The sequence below is a fragment of the Lysobacter sp. M15 genome (assembly GCF_022662515.1).
Lineage (GTDB): Bacteria > Pseudomonadota > Gammaproteobacteria > Xanthomonadales > Xanthomonadaceae > JAKPBU01.
In genome coordinates this window covers 111,138-129,961 of record NZ_JAKPBV010000002.1, presented here as the reverse complement: position 1 = coordinate 129,961, position 18,824 = coordinate 111,138, and the positions used below count along the sequence as shown (strand labels likewise).

Sequence of the window (18,824 nt, the reverse complement as noted above, 5' to 3'; positions counted from 1 at the left end):
AATCCGCCACCCGAAGCGGCGCTCCTACAATAGGCGTTTCCGGATCCGAGGCACGCACATGTCCCGCCAGGTGTTCTGCGAGTACGAACAACGCGATACCGAAGGATTGGACTTCGTCCCCTGGCCCGGCGAGCTGGGCAAGCGCGTGTTCGCACACATCGGCAAGGCCGCGTGGGCGGCCTGGCTGACCCATCAGACCATGCTGATCAACGAAAACCGGCTGTCGCCGCTCGATCCAAAGCACCGCGCCTTCCTCGAAGGCGAGATGGAGAAGTTCCTGTTCGCCGGCGGCGCCGACAAGCCTGCCGGCTACGTGCCCGAAGCCTGAACCGCGCTGCGGGCGGTGCGTTCGGCCTGCTTGATCGCCTTGATGTCGAGCGGGCGGATCCGGGCGATATGGCAGGGCACGTTGACCGCGCTGCGGCTGTACACGATCACCTTGTCGAACGGCACGCTGACCTGGCCGAAGGTGTTGGTGATAGTGATCGCCGGGGTGAACTCGATTTCGGGACAGGGACCGGTCAGATCCAGCAGATAGGCCTCGTTCGGACGCGTCCAGACGGCGATCGCCTCGGCGCCGAGCGGCGTCCAGCCGTTGATGCTCCCGAAGTAACGGAACTTGTTGACCGGAGCCCCCGCATGGGCGTTGTACAAGGCCAGCTTGTCGGCATCGCGCTGGGCCCGGTCGGTGGCGCAGGCGGACAGACTGGCCAGGGCCGCGGCTGCGAACAGCACAATGGAGTGACGCATGGCATCCTCCTAATGGAGCCGTGTAACGTGATGATGCGCCTGCCTGGCGCCGACTCCACATGGCTCCGTCCCAGCATTCAGCGGCCATGCGGGTTGCCGCGAAGGGCCCGCGTCCGTATCATCGCGCCCTCGGTTTGACCGGCCCGTGGCCGGGTAGCTCAGTTGGTAGAGCAGGGGATTGAAAATCCCCGTGTCGGGGGTTCGATTCCCTCCCCGGCCACCATTTCGTTCGGACAAATCGTCATCATCGCAAGAGGCCGCGCGCGAGCGCGGCCTTTCTGTTTGCCGGACGCCGTGCGCCGTCGCGATTCAGGCCAAGTAGTATTCTCCGACTTCCGCGGACACTTGGGGCCGGCATGGGTTGGAAGCGCGCGATCGGATCGGGAATGGCCATGTGCCTGCTGCTTGCCTCCTGCGCCGGCGGGCCCCCGCGCCGCGTCTCGGAGCCGGCTGCGGGCATCCAGCAACTCAGCGTGCGTGCCAACGGCAGCTGGTCGGTGGACCTGCGGATCGAAAACTTCAGCAGCATTCCGATGCGGTTCGATGCGATCAGCCTGCCGCTGACGCTCGCCGGCCAACCCGCAGGCACGCTGCAGGGCAACGCCGGGATCAGCATCGGCCCCGAATCCGCGGACGTCGTCACCCTGGCCCATATCCCCGGATCCGATGCCAAGATCGCATTGGCCGACGCCCTCGCCGACAACCGTGGTGTCTCCTACAGCTTCGAAGGCACGATCCAGGCCACGCCCGAGGACGGCAAACCCCGCAGCTTCGAGCTCAAGCGCAACAGCTCGTTGAACCCGGTGCCGGGGCTGCCGGGCGTGCTGCGCTGACGTCCGCCGGCCGACCCGCGCTGCGCGAACTCGCGATCGCGCCATATTCGAGTAAATATCCTCGCCCGCCGGCCCATGCTTGCGGCATCGTTTCTGGTGAGAGCTAGGCATGAACACCTACAAGGCCCCGCTGGCCGATATCCGCTTCGCGCTGTACGACGTCCTGCAGGCAGAAGCGCTGTTCGAGCGCCTCGGGTTCACCGACGCCACGCGCGACATCGTGGATGCCGTGCTGGAGGAAGGCGCGCGTTTCAACGAAACCGTGCTGGCCCCGCTCAACCGCATCGGCGACGAAGTCGGCTGCAGCTACGACAAGGCTACCGGTGCGGTGACCACGCCGCCCGGTTTCAGCCAGGCCTACCGGCAATACGTGGAGGGCGGCTGGCCCGGCCTGGTTTCGCCCGCGGAGTTCGGCGGCCAGGGCCTGCCGCACAGCGTCGGCGTGCCGATCAAGGAAATGATCGACGCCGCCAACCTGTCCTGGGGCAACTTCCCTCTGCTCTCGCATGGCGCCACCGAGGCGCTGCTGCACTTCGGCGACGCCTGGCAGAAGGAGGTTTTCCTCAAGCGCCTGGTATCGGGCGAATGGACCGGCACCATGTGCCTGACCGAGCCCCACTGCGGCACCGACCTGGGCCTGCTCAAGACCCGCGCCGTGCCGAACGACGACGGCAGCTACGCGATCAGCGGCACCAAGATCTTCATCACCGCCGGTGAGCACGACTTCACCGACAACATCGTGCACCTGGTGCTGGCGCGCTTGCCGGACGCGCCGTCCGGCAGCAAGGGCATCAGCATGTTCATCGTGCCCAAGCTGCGGGTCGTTCGACAGGACGATGGGCAGATCGAACTGGGCGAACGCAACGGCGTGCGTTGCGGCGCGATCGAACACAAGATGGGCATCCACGGCTCGGCCACCTGCGTGCTGAACCTGGACGATGCGCAAGGATGGCTGATCGGCGCGCCGCACAAGGGCCTGGTGGCGATGTTCGTGATGATGAACACCGCACGCCTGGCGGTGGGCCTGCAGGGCCTGGGGCTGTCCGACCGCGCCTACCAGAACGCACTCGCCTACGCGCGCGAACGCCTTCAGATGCGCTCGCTCTCCGGCGCGAAGTTCCCCGACAAGCCGGCCGATCCGATCATCGTGCATCCGGACGTGCGCCGCATGCTGCTGACCCAGAAGGCGCTGGTGGAAGGCGGACGCCTGCTCGGCTACCACGCCGCATCGCTGGTCGATGTCGTCGGGCATTCGAACGATGAGCAGGAAAAGGCGCAGGCCGACGCGCTGCTTGGTTTCCTCACCCCCATCGTCAAGGCCTGCCTCACCGAATGGGGCGTGGAATGCACCTATCACGCCCTGCAGTGCTTCGGCGGCCACGGCTACATCGCCGAGCACGGCATGGAACAGCTTGCCCGCGATGCGCGTATCACCACGTTGTACGAAGGCACAACCGGCATCCAGGCACTGGACCTGATGGGGCGCAAGACCATCCAGGGGCAGGCGGCGGGATTGCGCGTGTTCCTCGGCATGATCGAGGAGTTCTGCAAGGCCAACGAGGGCGATGCGGCGCTCGCGGAGTTCATCGCGCCGCTGCGCGAAAAGGCCGGCGAGTGGCAACAGCTCACGCTCGAGATCGGCAAGCGTGCGATGGCCAACGCGGACGAGATCGGCGCGGCGGCCTGGGACTACCTGTTCTATTCGGGCTATGTCGCGCTGGCCTACTGGTGGGCGCGCAGCGTCGCGGCGACCGATGCTTCCGCGCAATCGCAGGCGTTCCGGGACACCAAGCGCGAAACCGCCCGCTTCTACTTCGCGCGCATCCTGCCGCGCACGCTGGCCCATGCGGCGAGCATCCGTTCCGGCGCGGCGCCGTTGATGACAGCCGAGGCAGACGCCCTGTAGCGACCCCGGGCCCTCACCTCGCCCCGGGGTGCGGGCGGCGTCGCCAACCCGGCGTCGAGCAGCAGCCGGAAGCACCCCGCCACTGGTCCGCGCCCGCAGAGGAACGCGGGGACAACCGAGGCCCTTTGCCGACCTACACAAAAAGTAAACAAAGGCGTATAAGCTGTTGCTCCCATGGAGACCGACAGAGCGAAGCTTCGCCTGATCCGTTCCGGGGCCACCGCCGGGATCATCGACAATTCCGGCGACCTCGTATCCCCCCTCGTCCTTCCGGCCCGTCTCGACGCGGTGCGCCTGCTCTCGCTCGACGCCCACGGCCGCGTGCTCGACTGGATGAGCTGGCAGGATGCCGCTTGCCTGTATGCGCGCGAGGCGGTCGCCTGGACGCTGGGCGATCCGTGCCTGACCGTGCATGGCGGCACTTGCCGCCAGACCGGCGAGCGCAGCTTCATGCAACTGCATCCGATCATCGCCGCGCGCGGCCATGTGCGCCCGCAGTCGTTCGATCCGACACCGGCGCTGACCAACGCCGCCCTGTTTGCACGCGACCAGTCGCTATGTCTGTACTGCGGGCGCGAATTCCACCGCCAGCAGCTCACCCGCGACCATGTCATGCCGCTCTCCAAGGGCGGGCGCGACACCTGGGAGAACGTGGTCGCCGCCTGCTTCCACTGCAATTCGCGCAAGGGTGGGCGCACGCCGCAACAGGCGTCGATGCCGCTGCTTGCGGTGCCCTACCGGCCGAGTTGGGTGGAACACCTGATCCTGTCGAACCGCAACATCCTGGCCGACCAGATGGCGTTCCTGAAGAACCATCTGCCCAAGCGCAAACCCCGCTTCAACTGACTCGACCGCAGGTCGGCCGGATGCCCGGCCAGTCCAAGCACGGGCGTTCGGTGCGGGACGGGCGTCCCGCGCACCAGAGGTAACGAATCTGGGATGTGCTGGCGGGCCCGGAACGCACATTGTTTCGCAGTCCGTCGATCCGCAAGCCGCTAGACTGCCGCCTTTGGTCCGCAGGGGAGGACAGGATGGTTCGCAAGCTCGGCATCACCGGCATGGATTCGACCACCGAGGCCGATCTGCGCGCTGCCTTCCAGCAGGCGCGGTCAGCCCTGGGTGATCGCTGGGAGCTGACGGGCGAAGCCGAAGCGGACGCCGTCATCGTCGACATGGACAGCATGTACGGTCCGATGAGTTGGATCCGCCTGCATGCCGCCGGAAAGCAGGTGGTCGGACTGACGAGCTCGCCGAGAACCCAGGCCGATCATCGGCTCGAGCGGCCGTTCAACGGCCGCACGCTGGGCAGGCTACTGGCGGAAATCGATGCGCATGCGCCGGCGGACGTCACGCCTGCGGCGCCAGGGATCCCCGAGCCGCATGCCGAGGCCCCACCCTCCTCCTCCACGCCGGCCCCCGCTCCGGCGGACCTGCTGCCGGAAGAACAACCCATCGCGACGGACGAAGAGGCCATGGCACCGGCGGAACCGGCCGCGGCGCTCGAGCCCGTCGCTGCCGCGTCGGTCGCAGAACCCGAACCTGCCCCGGCGCCACCGCGCGATCCGACGCTTGCCGACTGGTTCGCGCCCGGGGCCCTGGCCGGCCGCTGGCGCTATGAGCGTGACGGCATCGGCATCGTGTTCGACGCCGATGCACGGCTCTATCACGGCCCGGGCGGGCTCAAGCCGCTCGCCGGGCTGTTCGACGCCGTCGTCCGCCAGGCCGATCTTCAGCAGCTCGACCAGGCCGCCTGGACTTCCGCCACCGCCGGGATGGGCGCGGCACAGGCACTCGCACGCTTGCAGTGGTATGCCGGGCTGCTCGCCGGGCACGGCGCGCTGCTCCCCGGCAACGATCCGGACGGCAGGTACCGGCTGGCGAAATGGCCGCAGACCGAGCGCGAGTTCCCGAAGCATTTCCGCATCGCCACAGCGATGATGAAGGGCCCTGCGACCGTGGCCGAGATCGCCGCGGGCAGCGGAGTTCCTGCCGAGGAAGTGGCGGACTTCATCAACGCGAACCTGCGCACCGGCTATGCCGAGCTGGTGGCCCCCACCCCGCCCGAGTCAGGCGAATCCCCCAAGGCCGCCGGACTGTTCGGGCGTCTGCGCGGCCGCTGAGTCCGCCACGGGCACGGCCTGCAGCGGGGCCTCCGGCGGAACAGCTCCCACCGGCGCGGGCCTGAACGCACAGGCCGCCGTGCCGACCGTCCCCCGCGCGCGGATTTACAATGCACGGATGATCGACTCCACCCGCTATCCCCGGCTGTCGCGTATCGACAGCCCCGCCGACCTGCGCACCTTCGACGAGGCCGAATTGCCGGCGGTCGCCGAAGAACTGCGTGCGTATCTGATCGAGTCGGTCGGAAAGTCGGGTGGTCATTTCGGTGCCGGGCTGGGTGTGATCGAACTCACCACTGCCCTGCACTACCTGTACCGCACGCCGGAGGATCGCATCGTCTGGGATGTCGGCCATCAATGCTATCCGCACAAGATCCTGACCGGTCGCCGCGACAGCATCCACACGGTCAAGCAGAAGGACGGGGTAGCGCCGTTCCCGAAGCGCGAGGAAAGCGATTACGACACCTTCGGCGTGGGCCACTCATCGACCTCGATTTCGGCGGCATTGGGCATGGCCATCGCCAACGCGCGCGCAGGCAACGACCGCCGCGTGGTCGCGGTGATCGGTGATGGTGCGATGACCGCCGGCATGGCCTATGAGGCGCTCAACCACGCCGGCGGCATGGATCCCGAGCCCAGCCTGCTGGTGATCCTCAACGACAACCGCATGTCGATCAGCGAGAACGTCGGCGGCATGACCCGGATGCTCGGGCGCGTGACCGGCAGCCGCACCCTTAACGCGCTGCGCGAGGGCGGCAAGAAGATCCTCGGAGACAAGCGCAGCAGCGGCACTGCGCGCTTCGTGCGCCGCTGGGAGGAGCACTGGAAGGGCATGTTCGTGCCCTCCACCCTGTTCGAGGAGATGGGCTTCCACTACACCGGGCCGATCGACGGGCACGACGTCCACGCGCTGGTGGCCACGCTCAAGACCCTGCAGAAGCTCAAGGGTCCGCAGCTGCTGCACGTGATCACCACCAAGGGCAAGGGATACGAGCTCGCCGAAGACGACCAGATCGGCTATCACGCCGTGTCCCCGTTCGATCCGTCGCAGGGCGTCGTGGCGAAGGCGGGCGCGAAGAAACCGACCTATACCGACGTGTTCGGGGACTGGCTCTGCGACATGGCCGCAGCCGACGACAGACTGCTCGGCATCACCCCGGCGATGCGCGAAGGCTCCGGGCTGGTGCGCTTCAGCAGGGAATATCCGGATCGCTATTTCGACGTCGCCATCGCCGAACAACATGCGGTCACGCTCGCCGCCGGCATGGCCTGCGAAGGCGCCAAGCCGGTGGTCGCGATCTATTCGACGTTCCTGCAACGTGGCTACGACCAGCTGGTCCACGACGTTGCGATCCAGAAACTGGACGTGCTGTTCGCGATCGACCGTGGTGGCGTCGTCGGCCCGGATGGCGCCACCCACGCCGGCAACCTCGACCTGTCCTATCTGCGCTGCGTGCCGAACATGGTCGTGATGGCGCCCGCGGACGAGAACGAATGCCGGCAGATGCTCAGCACCGGCTTCGCGCATGCCGGTCCGGCCGCGGTGCGCTATCCACGCGGCACCGGCCCGGGTGTTGCCGTGCGGGCCGATCTGGACACGCTGCCCATCGGCCAGGCGGAGCTTCGCCGCCACGGTTCGCGCATCGCGCTGCTCGCGTTCGGCGCGATCGTGCCGGCCGCCGAACAGGTGGGCGAGGAATTTGGCCTGACCGTCGTCAACATGCGCTTCGTCAAGCCGTTGGACCGCGCGCTGATCCTGGAACTGGCGCAGAGCCACGAAGGCTTCGTCACCCTTGAAGACAATGTCGTGATGGGCGGCGCCGGTTCCGCGGTGGCGGAACTGTTGGCTGCGGAGAACATCTCCATGCCGATCCTGCACCTGGGGCTGCCAGACGAATTTCAGCACCATGCGAGCCGCGAGGACCTGCTCAGCGAAGCCGGACTCGACACCGACGGCATCCGCGCCGCGGTACAGGCTCGCTGGCCGGACCTGCTGGCGCCGCGGACGCCCCTTTCAGCCGCTGCGGGATAACCGGCCGCGTCGCAGGGACCATGTTCCAGCGCATCGCCAACGGACGGACCGATCTGGTCTTCGACCACGTCGCACACGGTGGCCTCGCCACCGCCGCGGATGCGGATGGGGTATCGCTGATCCGCTGGTGCGCCTACTACGGCGACGTGTCCGCGATCCGGCACCTGCTCGAACATGGCGAGTCGCTGGCCTCGCTCGGGGACAACCACGACCTCAACGGCGCGGCGTTCCACGGCCACTGGCAGCTATGCCAGTTCCTTCTGGAGCACGGTGCCGACCCCAACCGGCCCTTGCCCGATACCGGCGAGACGCCGTTGCATGCGGTGTTGGCGAACGACGACCGCGTCCGCTACGACCTGGCGATGGAGGTGCTGCTGGCCCATGGCGCCGATCCCAATCGGGCGACCCGGCCACATGCCGAAACCGGTGCTTTCATGCGTGATTGCCGCACCCGTGGCGAAACGCCGTTGCATCGCGCTGCTGCGTTCGGTGGCGAGCGCACCATCCGCCTGCTGCTCGACGCAGGCGCGGCGCTGGACGCGAAGGATGCATACGGAGACTCGCCGCTGGCGTGGGCCAGCTGGCATCGCCGCCCACGCGCGATCCTGCGGCTGCTTTGCTACGGCACCTTCCGCATTCCCGGCCACGACGCCGACCTGCGCGCGCACCTGCTGGGCAAGCCTCACGACTGAGGTCTCCAGCCTGGCGACGCCGGGGTCTCGGCACGAGCCACCGGACTCGTCAGACCCGGGGTGCGGGCGGTGCTGATATCGCAAGATCGCCTTCGCTATAGTGCGTGCGACCGCAAACGAGCAGGGAACGTCAGGTGGGCGAGTGGTTCGTCTCGCGCAACGCATGGCAGGTCATGACGGCAGGAACCGCCTACTTCGCCGTGCTGTATTTCGCGACGGCACTGGCGGCCCTGTGGCTGACGCGCGTGGCGCTGCCGCGCATCGGCTTCGGGCGGACACTCGATCCGCGTGAGCTGCCCGCGGACCAGTACCGCCGCGAGATTGCACAGGCATGCGTTTCGATCCTGATCTTCGGTGCCGGGGTGGTGTTCCCCTGGGCCATCCTGAAGCTGGGCTGGGCGAGTCTGACGCCGGATCCGTCGGCGGTGCGGGTCGCTGCCGAGGTCGCGGCACTGTTCCTCTGGAACGAGCTGCACTTCTATGCCTGCCACCGCCTGCTCCACACACGGGTACTGCGACGGTTCCATGCCGATCACCACCGCTCGCACGTTCCCACGCCGTTCTCGACCTACGCCTTCCATCCGGTCGAGGCGCTGCTGCTCGGCAGCGTGCCGCTGGTGCCGATGCTGCTGCACGATTTCAGCTTCGAGGCGCTGCTGTGCCTGCCGGTGCTGAGCATCCTGCTCAACGTCCTGGGTCACGCCAACTACGAGCTCAGCCGCAGCGCGCCCGCGCGCGGGCTGCTCGGCGCCAGCCGCCGCCATGCCCTGCACCACGCGCGCTACCACGGCAACTACGGGTTCCTGCTGCCGGTGTTCGACCGGCTTTCGGGCACTCAAATCGACGGCGACGCGGCGACGCATCGCTGACGCCGGCTCGACCCCTTCCCCCTCGCAGGACGCTGCATGCCACTCCGCTTCGAACGCACCTGGATCCAGGGCACCGGCCGATTCCTGCCCGGCCCGCCCGTCGACAACGACGGCATGGATGCCTACATCGCCCCGTTGACGCGTCTTTCCGGTCGCATCAAGCGCCGGATCCTGGCGGAAAACGGGATCCGCGCACGCCATTACGCGATCGATCCCGAAGGCCGCACCGTGCATGCCTGCTCCGCCATGGCCGCCAACGCCATCGCCGACTGCCTGGCCGATGCCCGCCTTCGCATCGACGAGATCGGCCTGCTCGCCTGCGGCACTTCGGGCGGCGATGCGCTGATGCCCGGCTTCGCCAGCATGGTGCTCGGGCAGATGTCGGCGCCGCCGATGCAGACCTTCTCCAGCCACGGGATCTGCGCCTCCGGCGTCGGCGCCTGGGAAGCGGCCGCGGCGTCGGTCGAACTGGGTTCGCATGCGCATGCGCTGGTGGCCGCGGCGGAGATGCCTTCGCGCCTGTTCAAGCGCTCGCGCTACGCGGCACGCGGCTACGACGCCGATTTCGATGCGCACTTCCTGCGCTGGATGCTGTCCGACGGCGCCGGTTCGCTGCTGCTGACGTCCTCGCCGCAGTCGCGCGCCGGGGTGCGGCTGCGCCTGCGTTTCATGCACCAGCGCTCGTTCTCCGGCGACTACCCCGTGTGCATGCAGCTGGGGCTGACGCCGGACCGTTCGCGCTCGCATCTGGACTACGCATCGTGGCAGGAAGCGGAGGCCGACGGCGCGCTGTTCCTGCGCCAGGACATCCGTCTGCTGCCGCACCTGTTCGATGTCGGGATCCATGAGTACGCGCAGCTGGCGAAGGATGGATGGCTGGAGCCGGAGCGGGTCGATCATTTCCTCTGCCACTACTCGTCCGAAAAGTTCGCACCGGTGGTCGACGAGCTGATGCACAAAGCCGGGCTGTCGATCCCCCGCGAGCGCTGGTACAGCAACCTCACCACGCGCGGCAACACGGGTGCGGCTTCGATCTTCATCATGCTCGACGAGTTCCTGCGCACTCGCCAGGTGGCACCCGGCCAGCAGATCCTGTGCTTCATCCCGGAATCGGGACGGTTCACCGTGGCGTTTGCACTGATCGAAGTGGAAGCAGCGGATGTCCCCGGCGAATCCTTCTCCTTCCGTCCTGCCGGGATTCCGATGCCGGCTGCTGACGACGATGTCATCGCTCCGCCGCACGACCCCGCCGATGCTCCCGAAGCGCTCCGTCATCTGCTCGCGGAGCTGGCCGCGGTATGGCATTCCTACCGGTCCCGCGCCTGGCGTACGCCGCTGATCCGCAAGCTGCGCGAGCGGCGCTTCGATCAGGCGGACTATGTACGATGGATGGAGCACTGGATCCCGCAGGTGCGCGAGGGCAGCAAGTGGATGCGCGAAGGCGCGGCGTCTGTCCTTCCGCCCTACGACGCCCTGCGCGCGCTGATCGAAACCCATGCCGGCGACGAGCAGGACGATTACATGATCCTGTTCGAGGATTACCGGAAAGCCGGCGGATGCGTCGCGGACATCGACCTGCTGCGCCGCAATCCCGGCGGCGAAGCGCTGAACAGCTACCTGCACGCGCTGGCGGCCACCCCGAACCCGCTCGGCCTGCTCGGCGCCATCTACATCATCGAGGGGACCGGCCAGCGCATCATCCCTGCCCTGCTGCCGCTGATGAAGGTCAGCCTGACCGGCGCTGCAGATGGCCTGCCCGCGGATGCGTTCCGCTTTCTCGAGTACCACGGCGCCAACGACGAGCACCACCTGCTGCGCTGGCTGCGGGCGGTCGAGATCGTGCTGGACCACGATGCCGACGGCGCAGGCGCGCGTGCGATCATCGACACCGCCCGGCGCACCGCGGAGCTCTACCTGATGCAGTTCGAACACATCACCCCATGACGCCCGGCCGCCTTGCAAGGCGCCGCACATCGGAACGTGCCTGCGCCAGGCCGAGCCGGGTGCCCCGATGCCGTCGCGACCTCACGGTCGAATCCTGACAGCCCGCCATGAAACATACGCCCGACTTCCTCGAACAGGCCTACGACCCGCGCGATCCCAGCCCCTGGCTTGCGCTCTACCTCGACCGGAGCACGCCGCTGGACGAGGAGGTGAAGCGTGCCTGGCTGGCGGATTCCAGCTCGCGCTCGCGCCAGTTCGTGCTGCCGTTCGTGCGCCCGTTCGCGCGCACGCTGATCGTGCTGTTCCAGGTGGTCAAGACGTTCACGCCGCGCCGCTGGGCGTTCTCGCGCCAGCTGCACCGACTGCTGGCCTGGGGCATGGAGAACTTCATCCGGCCCGAAGCGAACTGGCTGATCCTGCGCCACTTCCATCTGGGCTCGCAGGTGCTCGCATTCATCGCCCGCAACTCCGGCACCGACACCGCGACCAATCCGCTCAAGCCGCTCAGGATCGAAGACGTGCGCGAGGACATGTTCCTGGTCCACGACCTCAACCTCTACAACTTCGTTATCCGCCTCAACCAGAACCTGCGCGAATCCGGGCGCAGCCTGGAGCACGTGCCCGCGCCGGACCTGTCGATGATCGTGCGCCCATCACTGGAACTCGCCGACATGCCGCGGCGCCGGCGCAATTTCCTCGATCTGCAAAGCTCGATCGAGCTGTTCACCCCGATCTACCAGCTGCTGCTGACCGACAGCGATTTCTGGCGGGCGACCAATTCGCTGCAGCTGGACGAAACCATCGGCCTGTACTCGGCCACCATCCTCGACGCGCGCGAGCATCTGATCCTGCTCAACAACCGGCATCCGCTCGTGCCCATGTCCACCCTGCGCGCCGGTTTTCGCCTGACCCTGCATGGCCTGTCGACCGAGATGCTGCATGCCTTCCTGATGGGCAAGAAAGCGGCAATGCAGGTCTCCGCGTCGTAGGAGCGACGCTGGTCAGGGCGCTTCGACCGTATAACCCTTGGCCTCGAGCCGGGCGAGATAGCCATCGCTCTTCAGCAGCTCGGCGATCGGCAGCGTGGCGAAGGTCGTGTGATTGCGCATCAGCGCGGACTCCGCCGCCGCGAGCCATTTGTTCTGCATCTGCCCGGCCATGTCGGCCACGCCATGCTTGCGTGCGAGCGCGGCGCTGCTGAAGGCCGCCGAACAGGTCGTGAACTGGTTGCCGTAAGGCAGTTCGCGCAGGGTCTGGATGTCGCCGATGGCCCAGGCGTTGGCGCGCGCGACCATGGTGCCCAGGTCCGTTTCGATCCGGTCCATGGTCTTGCCGAAACAGTCCAGGTCTTCGAGCGACGTGTTCGCGAATTCCTTCAGCGCCTGCCTGGGCTGACTGATGGTGATCATGAGTTTGGGGTTGCTGACCTTCACACCGTGGCGCTTCGCGAGCTTCGTGACCGTCGGCCCGATCAGTCCGCGCGCACTCATGCCCGACTTGCGAATCGCCTTGTCGTACAACTCCAACGCCGCGAACACCGGCCGCCATTGCTCGATGCCGCGATCGCCGCCGATGTACCTGGCCTTGAGCACCTGCCAGCGGGCGTACTGCTCCGGGGTGACCACGTCCTGCAGGCGCTTGCCGTCCGGATTGCGCCGCGCCTTGAGCGCACTCGGGAGCAGAACGAGGTTGCCGAAGAAACCGCGATCGGTCTTGATCTCGACCGAAGGCGAGAACAGCACTTCCTGCGATTGCGAAATCGCCTTCTCGATCGCGCCAGAGTCCCACTGCATTCCGCGCGGCAGCGGCGAGAGCGTGCCGAGCACCCACATCACATGGCCGCCCTTGCTGACCCGCCACAGCCCGGGACCGGGCTGCACGCCGGTGACAACGATGGCCTCCAGGTCACGGATCGGAATTTCGGGCGCGCCTGCGGTCGGGGTCGCTATCGGCGGTGCGGCGGGCGCGGGTGCCGGGTCCTGCGCGGAGGCGGTCGCGGCGATCCCGAGCGCAAGGACGAGCAGCAGCAGCAAGGGACGGCGTAGGGCCATGGCATTCAACACGGAAGATTGCGGACCGCGGGCATCCTGCCATCGGCGCTCCCAAACAAAACGCCCGGCGAGCCGGGCGTTGCGGAGCGCTTCATGAAAACAGGTTTCATGGATCGCTTGAATTGGTCGGGGTAGCCGGATTTGAACCGACGACCACTTGTCCCCCAGACAAGTGCGCTACCAGGCTGCGCTATACCCCGGTGGGCAGGATTATAGCGTCTGTGGGAGCGGCCTTGGCCGCGATTCCTGTTCCCCGGCCGGATTTTGCGTAGAACGGCAATCGCGGCAATGGCCCCGCGCACCCAGGGGCGGTTCAGCGCCGCAGCAGCTGCAGGATCTCTTCCAGTTCCTGCCGCACCTGCTTCACGATCTGCGAGCTGAGCGCGGATTCCTCCTTCGCTCCGTCGCCTTCCAGGCGCAGGCGCGCGCCGCCGATGGTGTAGCCCTGCTCGTACAGCAGGCCGCGGATCTGGCGCACCATCAGCACGTCGTGGCGCTGGTAGTAGCGGCGGTTGCCGCGCCGCTTGACCGGCTTGAGGCTGGGGAATTCGGTCTCCCAGTAGCGCAGCACGTGCGGTTTCACATCGCACAGCTCGCTGACTTCGCCGATGGTGAAGTAGCGCTTGGCCGGGATCGGCGGCAGTTCGCGATTGCTGCCCGGATCAAGCATGCGGCACCCCGCTGGAGTACGCCTCGACCCGGTCCTTGAGCTTCTGCCCAGGACGGAAGGTGACCACGGTGCGCGCGGAAATCGGGATTTCTTCGCCGGTCTTGGGATTGCGGCCGGGTCGCTGGTTCTTGCGGCGCAGGTCGAAATTGCCGAAGCCCGAAAGCTTGACCTGGCGCCCACGCTCGAGCGATTCGCGCAGCGCGTCGAAGAAGGCGTCGACGAATTCCTTCGCCTCGCGCTTGTTCAGCCCGACTTCGTCGAACAGCCGCTCCGCCATTTCCGCCTTGGTCAACGCCATCTTCGCCTTCCCCGTCAGCCGCGGATCGCCGCGGCATGGTCGCGCTGCAGGGCAGCCATAACCGCGGCCACCACCCCGTCTACATCGCGGTCGGTCAGGGTGCGGGAATCTTCCTGCAGAATCAAGCCTATAGCGAGACTCTTGAAACCGGGTTCGACCCCCTTGCCGAGATAGCGGTCGAACAGCCGCAGCTCCCGCAAAACCGGGCCCGCGGCCGCTTTCACCGTTTCCGAGACCGACGCCCATGGCACGGCGTCCGGAACGACGAACGCGAGGTCGCGGCGGACGGACGGATAACGCGACAGCGCGGCCGCACGGGCAATCCGGCGCCGCAGCAACGGCTCGAGGTCCAGCTCGAAGGCGACCGCCTCTGTGTCGATATCCAGCGCACGCTGCAGCCGCGGATGCAGCTGGCCGATCCAGCCGATCGCATGCCCATCGCGGAACACGTCGGCGGACCGGCCCGGGTGGCCATGCGGTGCCTGCGATGGCCGGTACTCCAGCGTGGCGCCAGCCAGGGCCGCCAGGCTCTCCAGATCGCCGCTCAGGTCGTGGAAATCCACGCCGCGCGCCGCTACGCCCCACTGTTCGCGCCGCGCATCGCCGCAGGCGACCGCGGCGATCCGCAAGGTTTCGCGCGGCGGATTGCCCGGATCGTCGGCGAAGACCTTGCCGATCTCGAACAACCGGACCTGCGGCTGCTGGCGCGCGACATTGCGTGCCAGCGCGTCCACCAGCCCGGGCAGCAGCTGCGTGCGCATCACCGCCAGCTCCGCGCTCAGCGGATTGGCCAGCGGCACTACACCGGCATCGGCGCGCCATTTGCCGAGCAGCGCACTGTCGACGAAGGCGTAGTTCACCGCTTCCAGATAGTCGCGCGCGGCCAGCTGGCGACGCACCGCCGCTTCATCGATCCGGGTTTCGGTGCCTGCGGCAGTCTGCACCGACCCGCCTGGAAGCGTCGCGGGGATCGCGTCGTAACCGTGGATGCGTGCGATTTCCTCGACCAGGTCTTCCTCGATGGCCAGGTCGAAACGGCGGGTCGGCGCCGTGACGTCCCAGCCATCGGCATTCGCGGCGACCTCCAGGCCGAGCGCGCGCAGGATCCGCTCGACCTCGGCGTCGCCGATTGCGGTGCCGAGCAGACGCGCCAGGCGCGCGCGACGCAGTCCGATGCGGCGCGGCTGCGGCAGCACATCGGCACGCACCGCTTCAGTGACCGGGCCGGGCGCACCGCCTGCGATCTCCACGATCAGGCGCGTCGCCACCTCGATCGCCTGGCGCGGCAGTTCCGGGTCGACCCCGCGTTCGAAGCGATGACCGGCATCGGTATGCAGGCCGAGCTTGCGGCCGCGGCCGATGATCGCCGACGGAATCCAGTGCGCGGCTTCCAGGAACACGTTCCGGGTGGCGTCGGCGACACGGGTGTCGTAGCCGCCCATGATGCCGCCCAACGCGACAGCGCGTGCCCCATGGCCGCCCTGGCTGTCGGCGACGACCAGGAAATCTTCGTCCACTGCCACCGTGCGGCCGTCGAGCAACCTGACCTGCTCGCCCGCGCGGGCCGCGCGCACCACGATCGGCTGCGCCAGCGTATCGAGGTCGAAGGCATGCATGGGCTGGCCGAGTTCAAGCATCACATACTGGGTCACGTCGACCAGGAAGCTGATCGGCCGCACGCCACTACGGCGCAGGCGTTCGCCCATCCACACCGGCGTCCGTGCGTTGGCATTCACGCCCTCGATCGCGCGGCCGACGAACCGCGGCACCCTGGGCCCGGCGTCCAGTTCGACCACCAGCGTCCTGTCGTTCAAGGCCGGCATCGGCGTGGCGTCGAATACAACCACTTCGCTGCCGCTCGCCGCGGCCACGTCATAGGCGATACCGCGAACGCTGAAGCAGTCGGCGCGGTTCGGCGTGAGCTTGAGCTCGAAGCTGGCGTCGGGCAGGCCGAGATATTCGGCCAGCGGGCTGCCGACCGGCGCGTCGTCGGGAAGTTCGAGCAGGCCGGAGGCATCGGTGTCGAGGCCCAGCTCTTTCGCTGAGCAGAGCATGCCGTTCGACTCCACGCCGCGCAGCGTGGCCGCCTTGATCGTGAGCTCGCCCACTTGCGCACCGATCGTGGCGAGCGGCGCCTTCAGGCCCACGCGCGCGTTCGGTGCGCCGCATACGATCTGCAAGGGAGCGCCCTGCCCCGCGTCGACGCTGCACACCTGCAGCCTGTCGGCCTCCGGATGGGGCTCGGCGCCGAGAATCTGCGCCACGACCACGCCATCAAGACCTTCGCCCAGCGGCGTGAGCTCTTCGACTTCCAGACCGATCGCGGTCAGCGTCGCGGCCAGTTCGTCGCGGCTCGCGTCGGTCTGTACGTGCTGGCGCAGCCAGTTTTCTGAAAATTTCATTCTGAAATTTGGGGATTCGGGATTCTGGATTCTGGATTGGAGATCAGGAGCCGGGGTCGCCGCCTTGACGAACCCCCAATCCCCAATCCCCGCCTTCAGGCGAACTGCCGCAGGAACCGCACGTCGTTGTCGAAGAAGCTGCGCAGGTCGTCCACGCCATAGCGCAGCATGGCCAGGCGCTCGATGCCCATGCCGAAGGCGAAGCCGGTATGCCGCTCCGGATCGATCCCGACATTGCGCAGCACGTTCGGATGGACCATGCCGCAGCCGAGCACTTCAAGCCAGCGGGTGGAGCCATCGGCCTGCTGCCAGGCGATGTCCACTTCGGCTGATGGCTCGGTGAAGGGGAAGTAGCTCGGCCGGAAGCGCATCTCGAAGTCGCGCTCGAAGAACGCACGCACGAACTCCACCAGCGTGCCCTTGAGATCGGCGAAGCTAGCGTGCTCGTCGACCAGCAGGCCTTCGCACTGATGGAACATCGGCGTATGGGTCTGGTCGGAGTCGGACCGGTAGACCTTGCCGATCGCGATCATCCGCAGCGGCGGCTTGTGCGCGTCCATGTAACGCACCTGCACGCCCGAGGTGTGGGTGCGCAGCAGGCGGCCGTCGCCGAAATAAAACGTGTCGTGCATCGCCCGCGCCGGATGGTGCGGCGGGAAGTTCAATGCTTCGAAGTTGTGCCAGTCGTCCTCGATCTCGGGGCCGTCGGCGAGTTCGTAGCCCAGACGCGCGAAAATGTTCTCCATGCGCTCGATGGTGCGACTGATCGGGTGCAGCCCGCCGCGCCCGGCATCGCGTCCGGGCAGGGTCACGTCGATCGTTTCGGTGGCCAGGCGCGCGTCCAGCGCCGCATCGTCCAGGGCCAGCTTGCGCGCGGCCAGAGCCGCGCCGATCGCATCGCGCGCACGGTTGATCTCTTCGCCCGCGGCTTTGCGCTGCTCGGCAGGCAGCGTTCCCAGCGACTTCAGCAGCGCGGTGACGCTGCCGTGCTTGCCGAGCAACGAAACCCGCAGTCCTTCCAGCGCGTCTGGCGATTGCGCCGCCGCGATGTCGGCCACCGCCTGCTTCGACAACGATTCGATTTCGCTCATTCGCCGATCAGCCTCGAAATCCCGAATCGCCACCCGGAAGGCTGCCCTGTGAGACAGGGTGGACCCATGGACCTGTTGTCGCAGGCGCCGAACGACGCCTCAGGACACTGGACCCCTGCCCTCTCGGGGGCAGGCTGCACCGGGATGACGACGATGAAAACAAAATGGGGAAGGACCTGCGCCCTTCCCCACTGGTGACGACTCGCGGGGAGACCGCGCCTTACGCTGCGGCCTGGCCGTCCTGCGCCTTGTCGCCCTTGGCGGCAGTCTTCCTGGCCGGCGCCTTCTTCTTCGAAGCAGCGCCCGACGTGGCCTCGGCCTTGGCCGGGACCTCGCGCACGAAGCGCGGCAGGCTGACCGGCTTCTTGACTTCGAGGTTCAGCGCCTTGCCGGCCGCTTCGGCCAGCGTGCCGAAACCGGCGAGGTCATGCACCGCGATGTCGGCCAGGACCTTGCGGTCCAGGGTGATGCCGGCCTTCTGCAGGCCGTTCATGAAGCGGCTGTAGCTCAGGCCGTACATGCGCGAAGCGGCATTGATGCGCGCGATCCACAGACTGCGGAACTGGCGCTTCTTCAGCTTGCGACCGATGTAGGCGTACTGCAGTGCCTTGGTGACCGCCTGCTTGGCGACGCGGAAAACCTTGCGGCGGGCGTTGTAATAACCCTTGGCCTGGCGAATGACTTTCTTGTGACGGCGGCGCGCCGTGACACCACGCTTGACTCGTGCCATGTCTTATCTCCTCACAAATACGGCAGCATGCGGTCCAGACGGCCGGCGTCTTCCGGGCGGACGTGGTTCGTCTGCCGCAGGTTGCGCTTCCGCTTGGTCGCTTTCTTGGTGAGGATGTGGCTTCTGTTGGCGTGGCCGCATTTGTACTTGCCGGAAGCGGTCTTCCGGAAGCGCTTGGCCGCCGCCCGATTGGTCTTGATCTTGGGCATGAGAGATGTCCTTGCGAAATCGATGACTGGCCTGGGCGCCAGCTCCCGGTGCGTTGCGACTGGGTCGCGGCCCTGCAAAGGCCTTGCTCCGAAAGCCGGGCTTTCCGTCCTGCCCGTGCCGGTTGGTAAGTCGTTGATCCCAAAGGCCGAGGCGTTCGGAAGACGACGGGTCCACACGCATGCCGGAGCATACCGGCACAGCGAGCCGCGCATTATGCAGGGTAGCG

At 67.2% G+C, this 18,824-nt stretch carries 17 protein-coding genes, 2 tRNA genes and 1 pseudogene; 11 read left to right on the top strand and 9 right to left on the bottom strand.

Going from position 1 to position 18,824, the window contains the following annotated elements; all coding sequences use genetic code 11:
* The first annotated feature begins 58 nt into the window (after nucleotides 1-58).
* Entirely contained in the window at nucleotides 59-328 is a 270-nt protein-coding gene (locus MC380_RS01395; protein WP_242162597.1) for an oxidative damage protection protein, read from the top strand.
* Here the strand turns inward: MC380_RS01395 and MC380_RS01390 are convergent.
* The gene (locus MC380_RS01390; protein WP_242162595.1) at nucleotides 310-750 is read right to left on the bottom strand and encodes a DUF6491 family protein; all 441 of its coding nucleotides are present in this window, start codon (nucleotides 748-750) and stop codon (nucleotides 310-312) included. The two genes, MC380_RS01395 and MC380_RS01390, sit on opposite strands and share 19 nt — an antisense overlap.
* Nucleotides 751-897: 147 nt before the next feature.
* Here MC380_RS01390 and MC380_RS01385 point away from each other — a divergent pair.
* The 10 genes from MC380_RS01385 to MC380_RS01340 all read left to right on the top strand — a co-directional run bounded on the left by MC380_RS01385 (nucleotide 898) and on the right by MC380_RS01340 (nucleotide 12,135).
* Nucleotides 898-973, top strand: a tRNA-Phe gene (locus tag MC380_RS01385).
* 163 nt (nucleotides 974-1,136) lie between these two features.
* Entirely contained in the window at nucleotides 1,137-1,583 is a 447-nt protein-coding gene (locus tag MC380_RS01380) for an LEA type 2 family protein (protein ID WP_242162593.1), read from the top strand.
* 109 nt (nucleotides 1,584-1,692) lie between these two features.
* Complete coding sequence (locus tag MC380_RS01375) at nucleotides 1,693-3,489, top strand: acyl-CoA dehydrogenase C-terminal domain-containing protein (RefSeq protein ID WP_242104463.1); 1,797 nt, start codon at nucleotides 1,693-1,695, stop codon at nucleotides 3,487-3,489.
* 174 nt (nucleotides 3,490-3,663) lie between these two features.
* A complete protein-coding gene (locus MC380_RS01370; protein WP_242104464.1) occupies nucleotides 3,664-4,335 on the top strand; it encodes an HNH endonuclease in 672 nt (223 codons plus the stop codon).
* 185 nt (nucleotides 4,336-4,520) lie between these two features.
* Nucleotides 4,521-5,609, top strand: coding sequence for a hypothetical protein (locus tag MC380_RS01365; RefSeq protein WP_242162591.1), 1,089 nt, complete (start codon nucleotides 4,521-4,523; stop codon nucleotides 5,607-5,609).
* A gap of 118 nt (nucleotides 5,610-5,727) precedes the next feature.
* Nucleotides 5,728-7,641 carry a 1-deoxy-D-xylulose-5-phosphate synthase gene (dxs, locus tag MC380_RS01360; protein ID WP_242162589.1) on the top strand — a complete coding sequence of 638 codons (1,914 nt, stop codon included), beginning with the start codon at nucleotides 5,728-5,730 and terminating at the stop codon, nucleotides 7,639-7,641.
* Between the two features lie 20 nt (nucleotides 7,642-7,661).
* Nucleotides 7,662-8,333 (top strand): ankyrin repeat domain-containing protein, encoded by a 672-nt coding sequence (locus tag MC380_RS01355; protein WP_242162587.1) that lies wholly within the window; start codon nucleotides 7,662-7,664, stop codon nucleotides 8,331-8,333.
* Between the two features lie 134 nt (nucleotides 8,334-8,467).
* On the top strand, nucleotides 8,468-9,202 hold the full coding sequence (locus tag MC380_RS01350; protein ID WP_242162585.1) for a sterol desaturase family protein: 735 nt from the start codon (nucleotides 8,468-8,470) through the stop codon (nucleotides 9,200-9,202).
* Nucleotides 9,203-9,238: 36 nt separating this feature from the next.
* The gene (locus tag MC380_RS01345; protein ID WP_242162583.1) at nucleotides 9,239-11,146 is read left to right on the top strand and encodes a 3-oxoacyl-[acyl-carrier-protein] synthase III C-terminal domain-containing protein; all 1,908 of its coding nucleotides are present in this window, start codon (nucleotides 9,239-9,241) and stop codon (nucleotides 11,144-11,146) included.
* Nucleotides 11,147-11,253: 107 nt separating this feature from the next.
* Nucleotides 11,254-12,135 (top strand): hypothetical protein, encoded by an 882-nt coding sequence (locus tag MC380_RS01340; protein WP_242162581.1) that lies wholly within the window; start codon nucleotides 11,254-11,256, stop codon nucleotides 12,133-12,135.
* A 12-nt stretch (nucleotides 12,136-12,147) separates the two neighbouring features.
* Here the strand turns inward: MC380_RS01340 and MC380_RS01335 are convergent, their stop codons facing one another.
* From MC380_RS01335 to rpmI, 8 genes and pseudogenes are all read right to left on the bottom strand, one after another.
* The gene (locus MC380_RS01335) at nucleotides 12,148-13,197 is read right to left on the bottom strand and encodes a TraB/GumN family protein (RefSeq protein ID WP_242162579.1); all 1,050 of its coding nucleotides are present in this window, start codon (nucleotides 13,195-13,197) and stop codon (nucleotides 12,148-12,150) included.
* A gap of 123 nt (nucleotides 13,198-13,320) precedes the next feature.
* A tRNA-Pro gene (locus MC380_RS01330) sits at nucleotides 13,321-13,397 on the bottom strand.
* Between the two features lie 113 nt (nucleotides 13,398-13,510).
* Complete coding sequence (locus MC380_RS01325; protein ID WP_242104472.1) at nucleotides 13,511-13,867, bottom strand: MerR family transcriptional regulator; 357 nt, start codon at nucleotides 13,865-13,867, stop codon at nucleotides 13,511-13,513.
* Complete coding sequence (locus tag MC380_RS01320) at nucleotides 13,860-14,165, bottom strand: integration host factor subunit alpha (RefSeq protein ID WP_242104473.1); 306 nt, start codon at nucleotides 14,163-14,165, stop codon at nucleotides 13,860-13,862. The genes MC380_RS01325 and MC380_RS01320 overlap by 8 nt, the downstream gene beginning before the upstream one ends.
* 14 nt (nucleotides 14,166-14,179) lie before the next feature.
* Nucleotides 14,180-16,567 carry a phenylalanine--tRNA ligase subunit beta gene (pheT, locus tag MC380_RS01315; protein WP_242162577.1) on the bottom strand — a complete coding sequence of 796 codons (2,388 nt, stop codon included), beginning with the start codon at nucleotides 16,565-16,567 and terminating at the stop codon, nucleotides 14,180-14,182.
* A 95-nt stretch (nucleotides 16,568-16,662) separates the two neighbouring features.
* Entirely contained in the window at nucleotides 16,663-17,658 is a 996-nt protein-coding gene (gene pheS / locus MC380_RS01310) for a phenylalanine--tRNA ligase subunit alpha (RefSeq protein ID WP_242104475.1), read from the bottom strand.
* A gap of 391 nt (nucleotides 17,659-18,049) precedes the next feature.
* Nucleotides 18,050-18,388 (bottom strand): annotated as a pseudogene (gene rplT / locus MC380_RS01305) (50S ribosomal protein L20); the annotation flags it as partial.
* Nucleotides 18,389-18,399: 11 nt separating this feature from the next.
* Nucleotides 18,400-18,597 carry a 50S ribosomal protein L35 gene (rpmI, locus tag MC380_RS01300; protein WP_006449141.1) on the bottom strand — a complete coding sequence of 66 codons (198 nt, stop codon included), beginning with the start codon at nucleotides 18,595-18,597 and terminating at the stop codon, nucleotides 18,400-18,402.
* Nucleotides 18,598-18,824: the final 227 nt, after the last annotated feature.

What these genes read in the sequence shown, in the direction of transcription:
- MC380_RS01395 (WP_242162597.1), top strand. Translation starts at nt 59, where the DNA reads ATGTCCCGCCAGGTGTTCTGCGAGTACGAACAACGCGATACCGAAGGA.
- MC380_RS01390 (WP_242162595.1), bottom strand. Translation starts at nt 750, where the DNA reads ATGCGTCACTCCATTGTGCTGTTCGCAGCCGCGGCCCTGGCCAGTCTG.
- MC380_RS01380 (WP_242162593.1), top strand. Translation starts at nt 1,137, where the DNA reads ATGGCCATGTGCCTGCTGCTTGCCTCCTGCGCCGGCGGGCCCCCGCGC.
- MC380_RS01375 (WP_242104463.1), top strand. Translation starts at nt 1,693, where the DNA reads ATGAACACCTACAAGGCCCCGCTGGCCGATATCCGCTTCGCGCTGTAC.
- MC380_RS01370 (WP_242104464.1), top strand. Translation starts at nt 3,664, where the DNA reads ATGGAGACCGACAGAGCGAAGCTTCGCCTGATCCGTTCCGGGGCCACC.
- MC380_RS01365 (WP_242162591.1), top strand. Translation starts at nt 4,521, where the DNA reads ATGGTTCGCAAGCTCGGCATCACCGGCATGGATTCGACCACCGAGGCC.
- dxs (WP_242162589.1), top strand. Translation starts at nt 5,728, where the DNA reads ATGATCGACTCCACCCGCTATCCCCGGCTGTCGCGTATCGACAGCCCC.
- MC380_RS01355 (WP_242162587.1), top strand. Translation starts at nt 7,662, where the DNA reads ATGTTCCAGCGCATCGCCAACGGACGGACCGATCTGGTCTTCGACCAC.
- MC380_RS01345 (WP_242162583.1), top strand. Translation starts at nt 9,239, where the DNA reads ATGCCACTCCGCTTCGAACGCACCTGGATCCAGGGCACCGGCCGATTC.
- MC380_RS01340 (WP_242162581.1), top strand. Translation starts at nt 11,254, where the DNA reads ATGAAACATACGCCCGACTTCCTCGAACAGGCCTACGACCCGCGCGAT.
- MC380_RS01335 (WP_242162579.1), bottom strand. Translation starts at nt 13,197, where the DNA reads ATGGCCCTACGCCGTCCCTTGCTGCTGCTGCTCGTCCTTGCGCTCGGG.
- MC380_RS01325 (WP_242104472.1), bottom strand. Translation starts at nt 13,867, where the DNA reads ATGCTTGATCCGGGCAGCAATCGCGAACTGCCGCCGATCCCGGCCAAG.
- MC380_RS01320 (WP_242104473.1), bottom strand. Translation starts at nt 14,165, where the DNA reads ATGGCGTTGACCAAGGCGGAAATGGCGGAGCGGCTGTTCGACGAAGTC.
- pheT (WP_242162577.1), bottom strand. Translation starts at nt 16,567, where the DNA reads ATGAAATTTTCAGAAAACTGGCTGCGCCAGCACGTACAGACCGACGCG.
- pheS (WP_242104475.1), bottom strand. Translation starts at nt 17,658, where the DNA reads ATGAGCGAAATCGAATCGTTGTCGAAGCAGGCGGTGGCCGACATCGCG.
- rpmI (WP_006449141.1), bottom strand. Translation starts at nt 18,597, where the DNA reads ATGCCCAAGATCAAGACCAATCGGGCGGCGGCCAAGCGCTTCCGGAAG.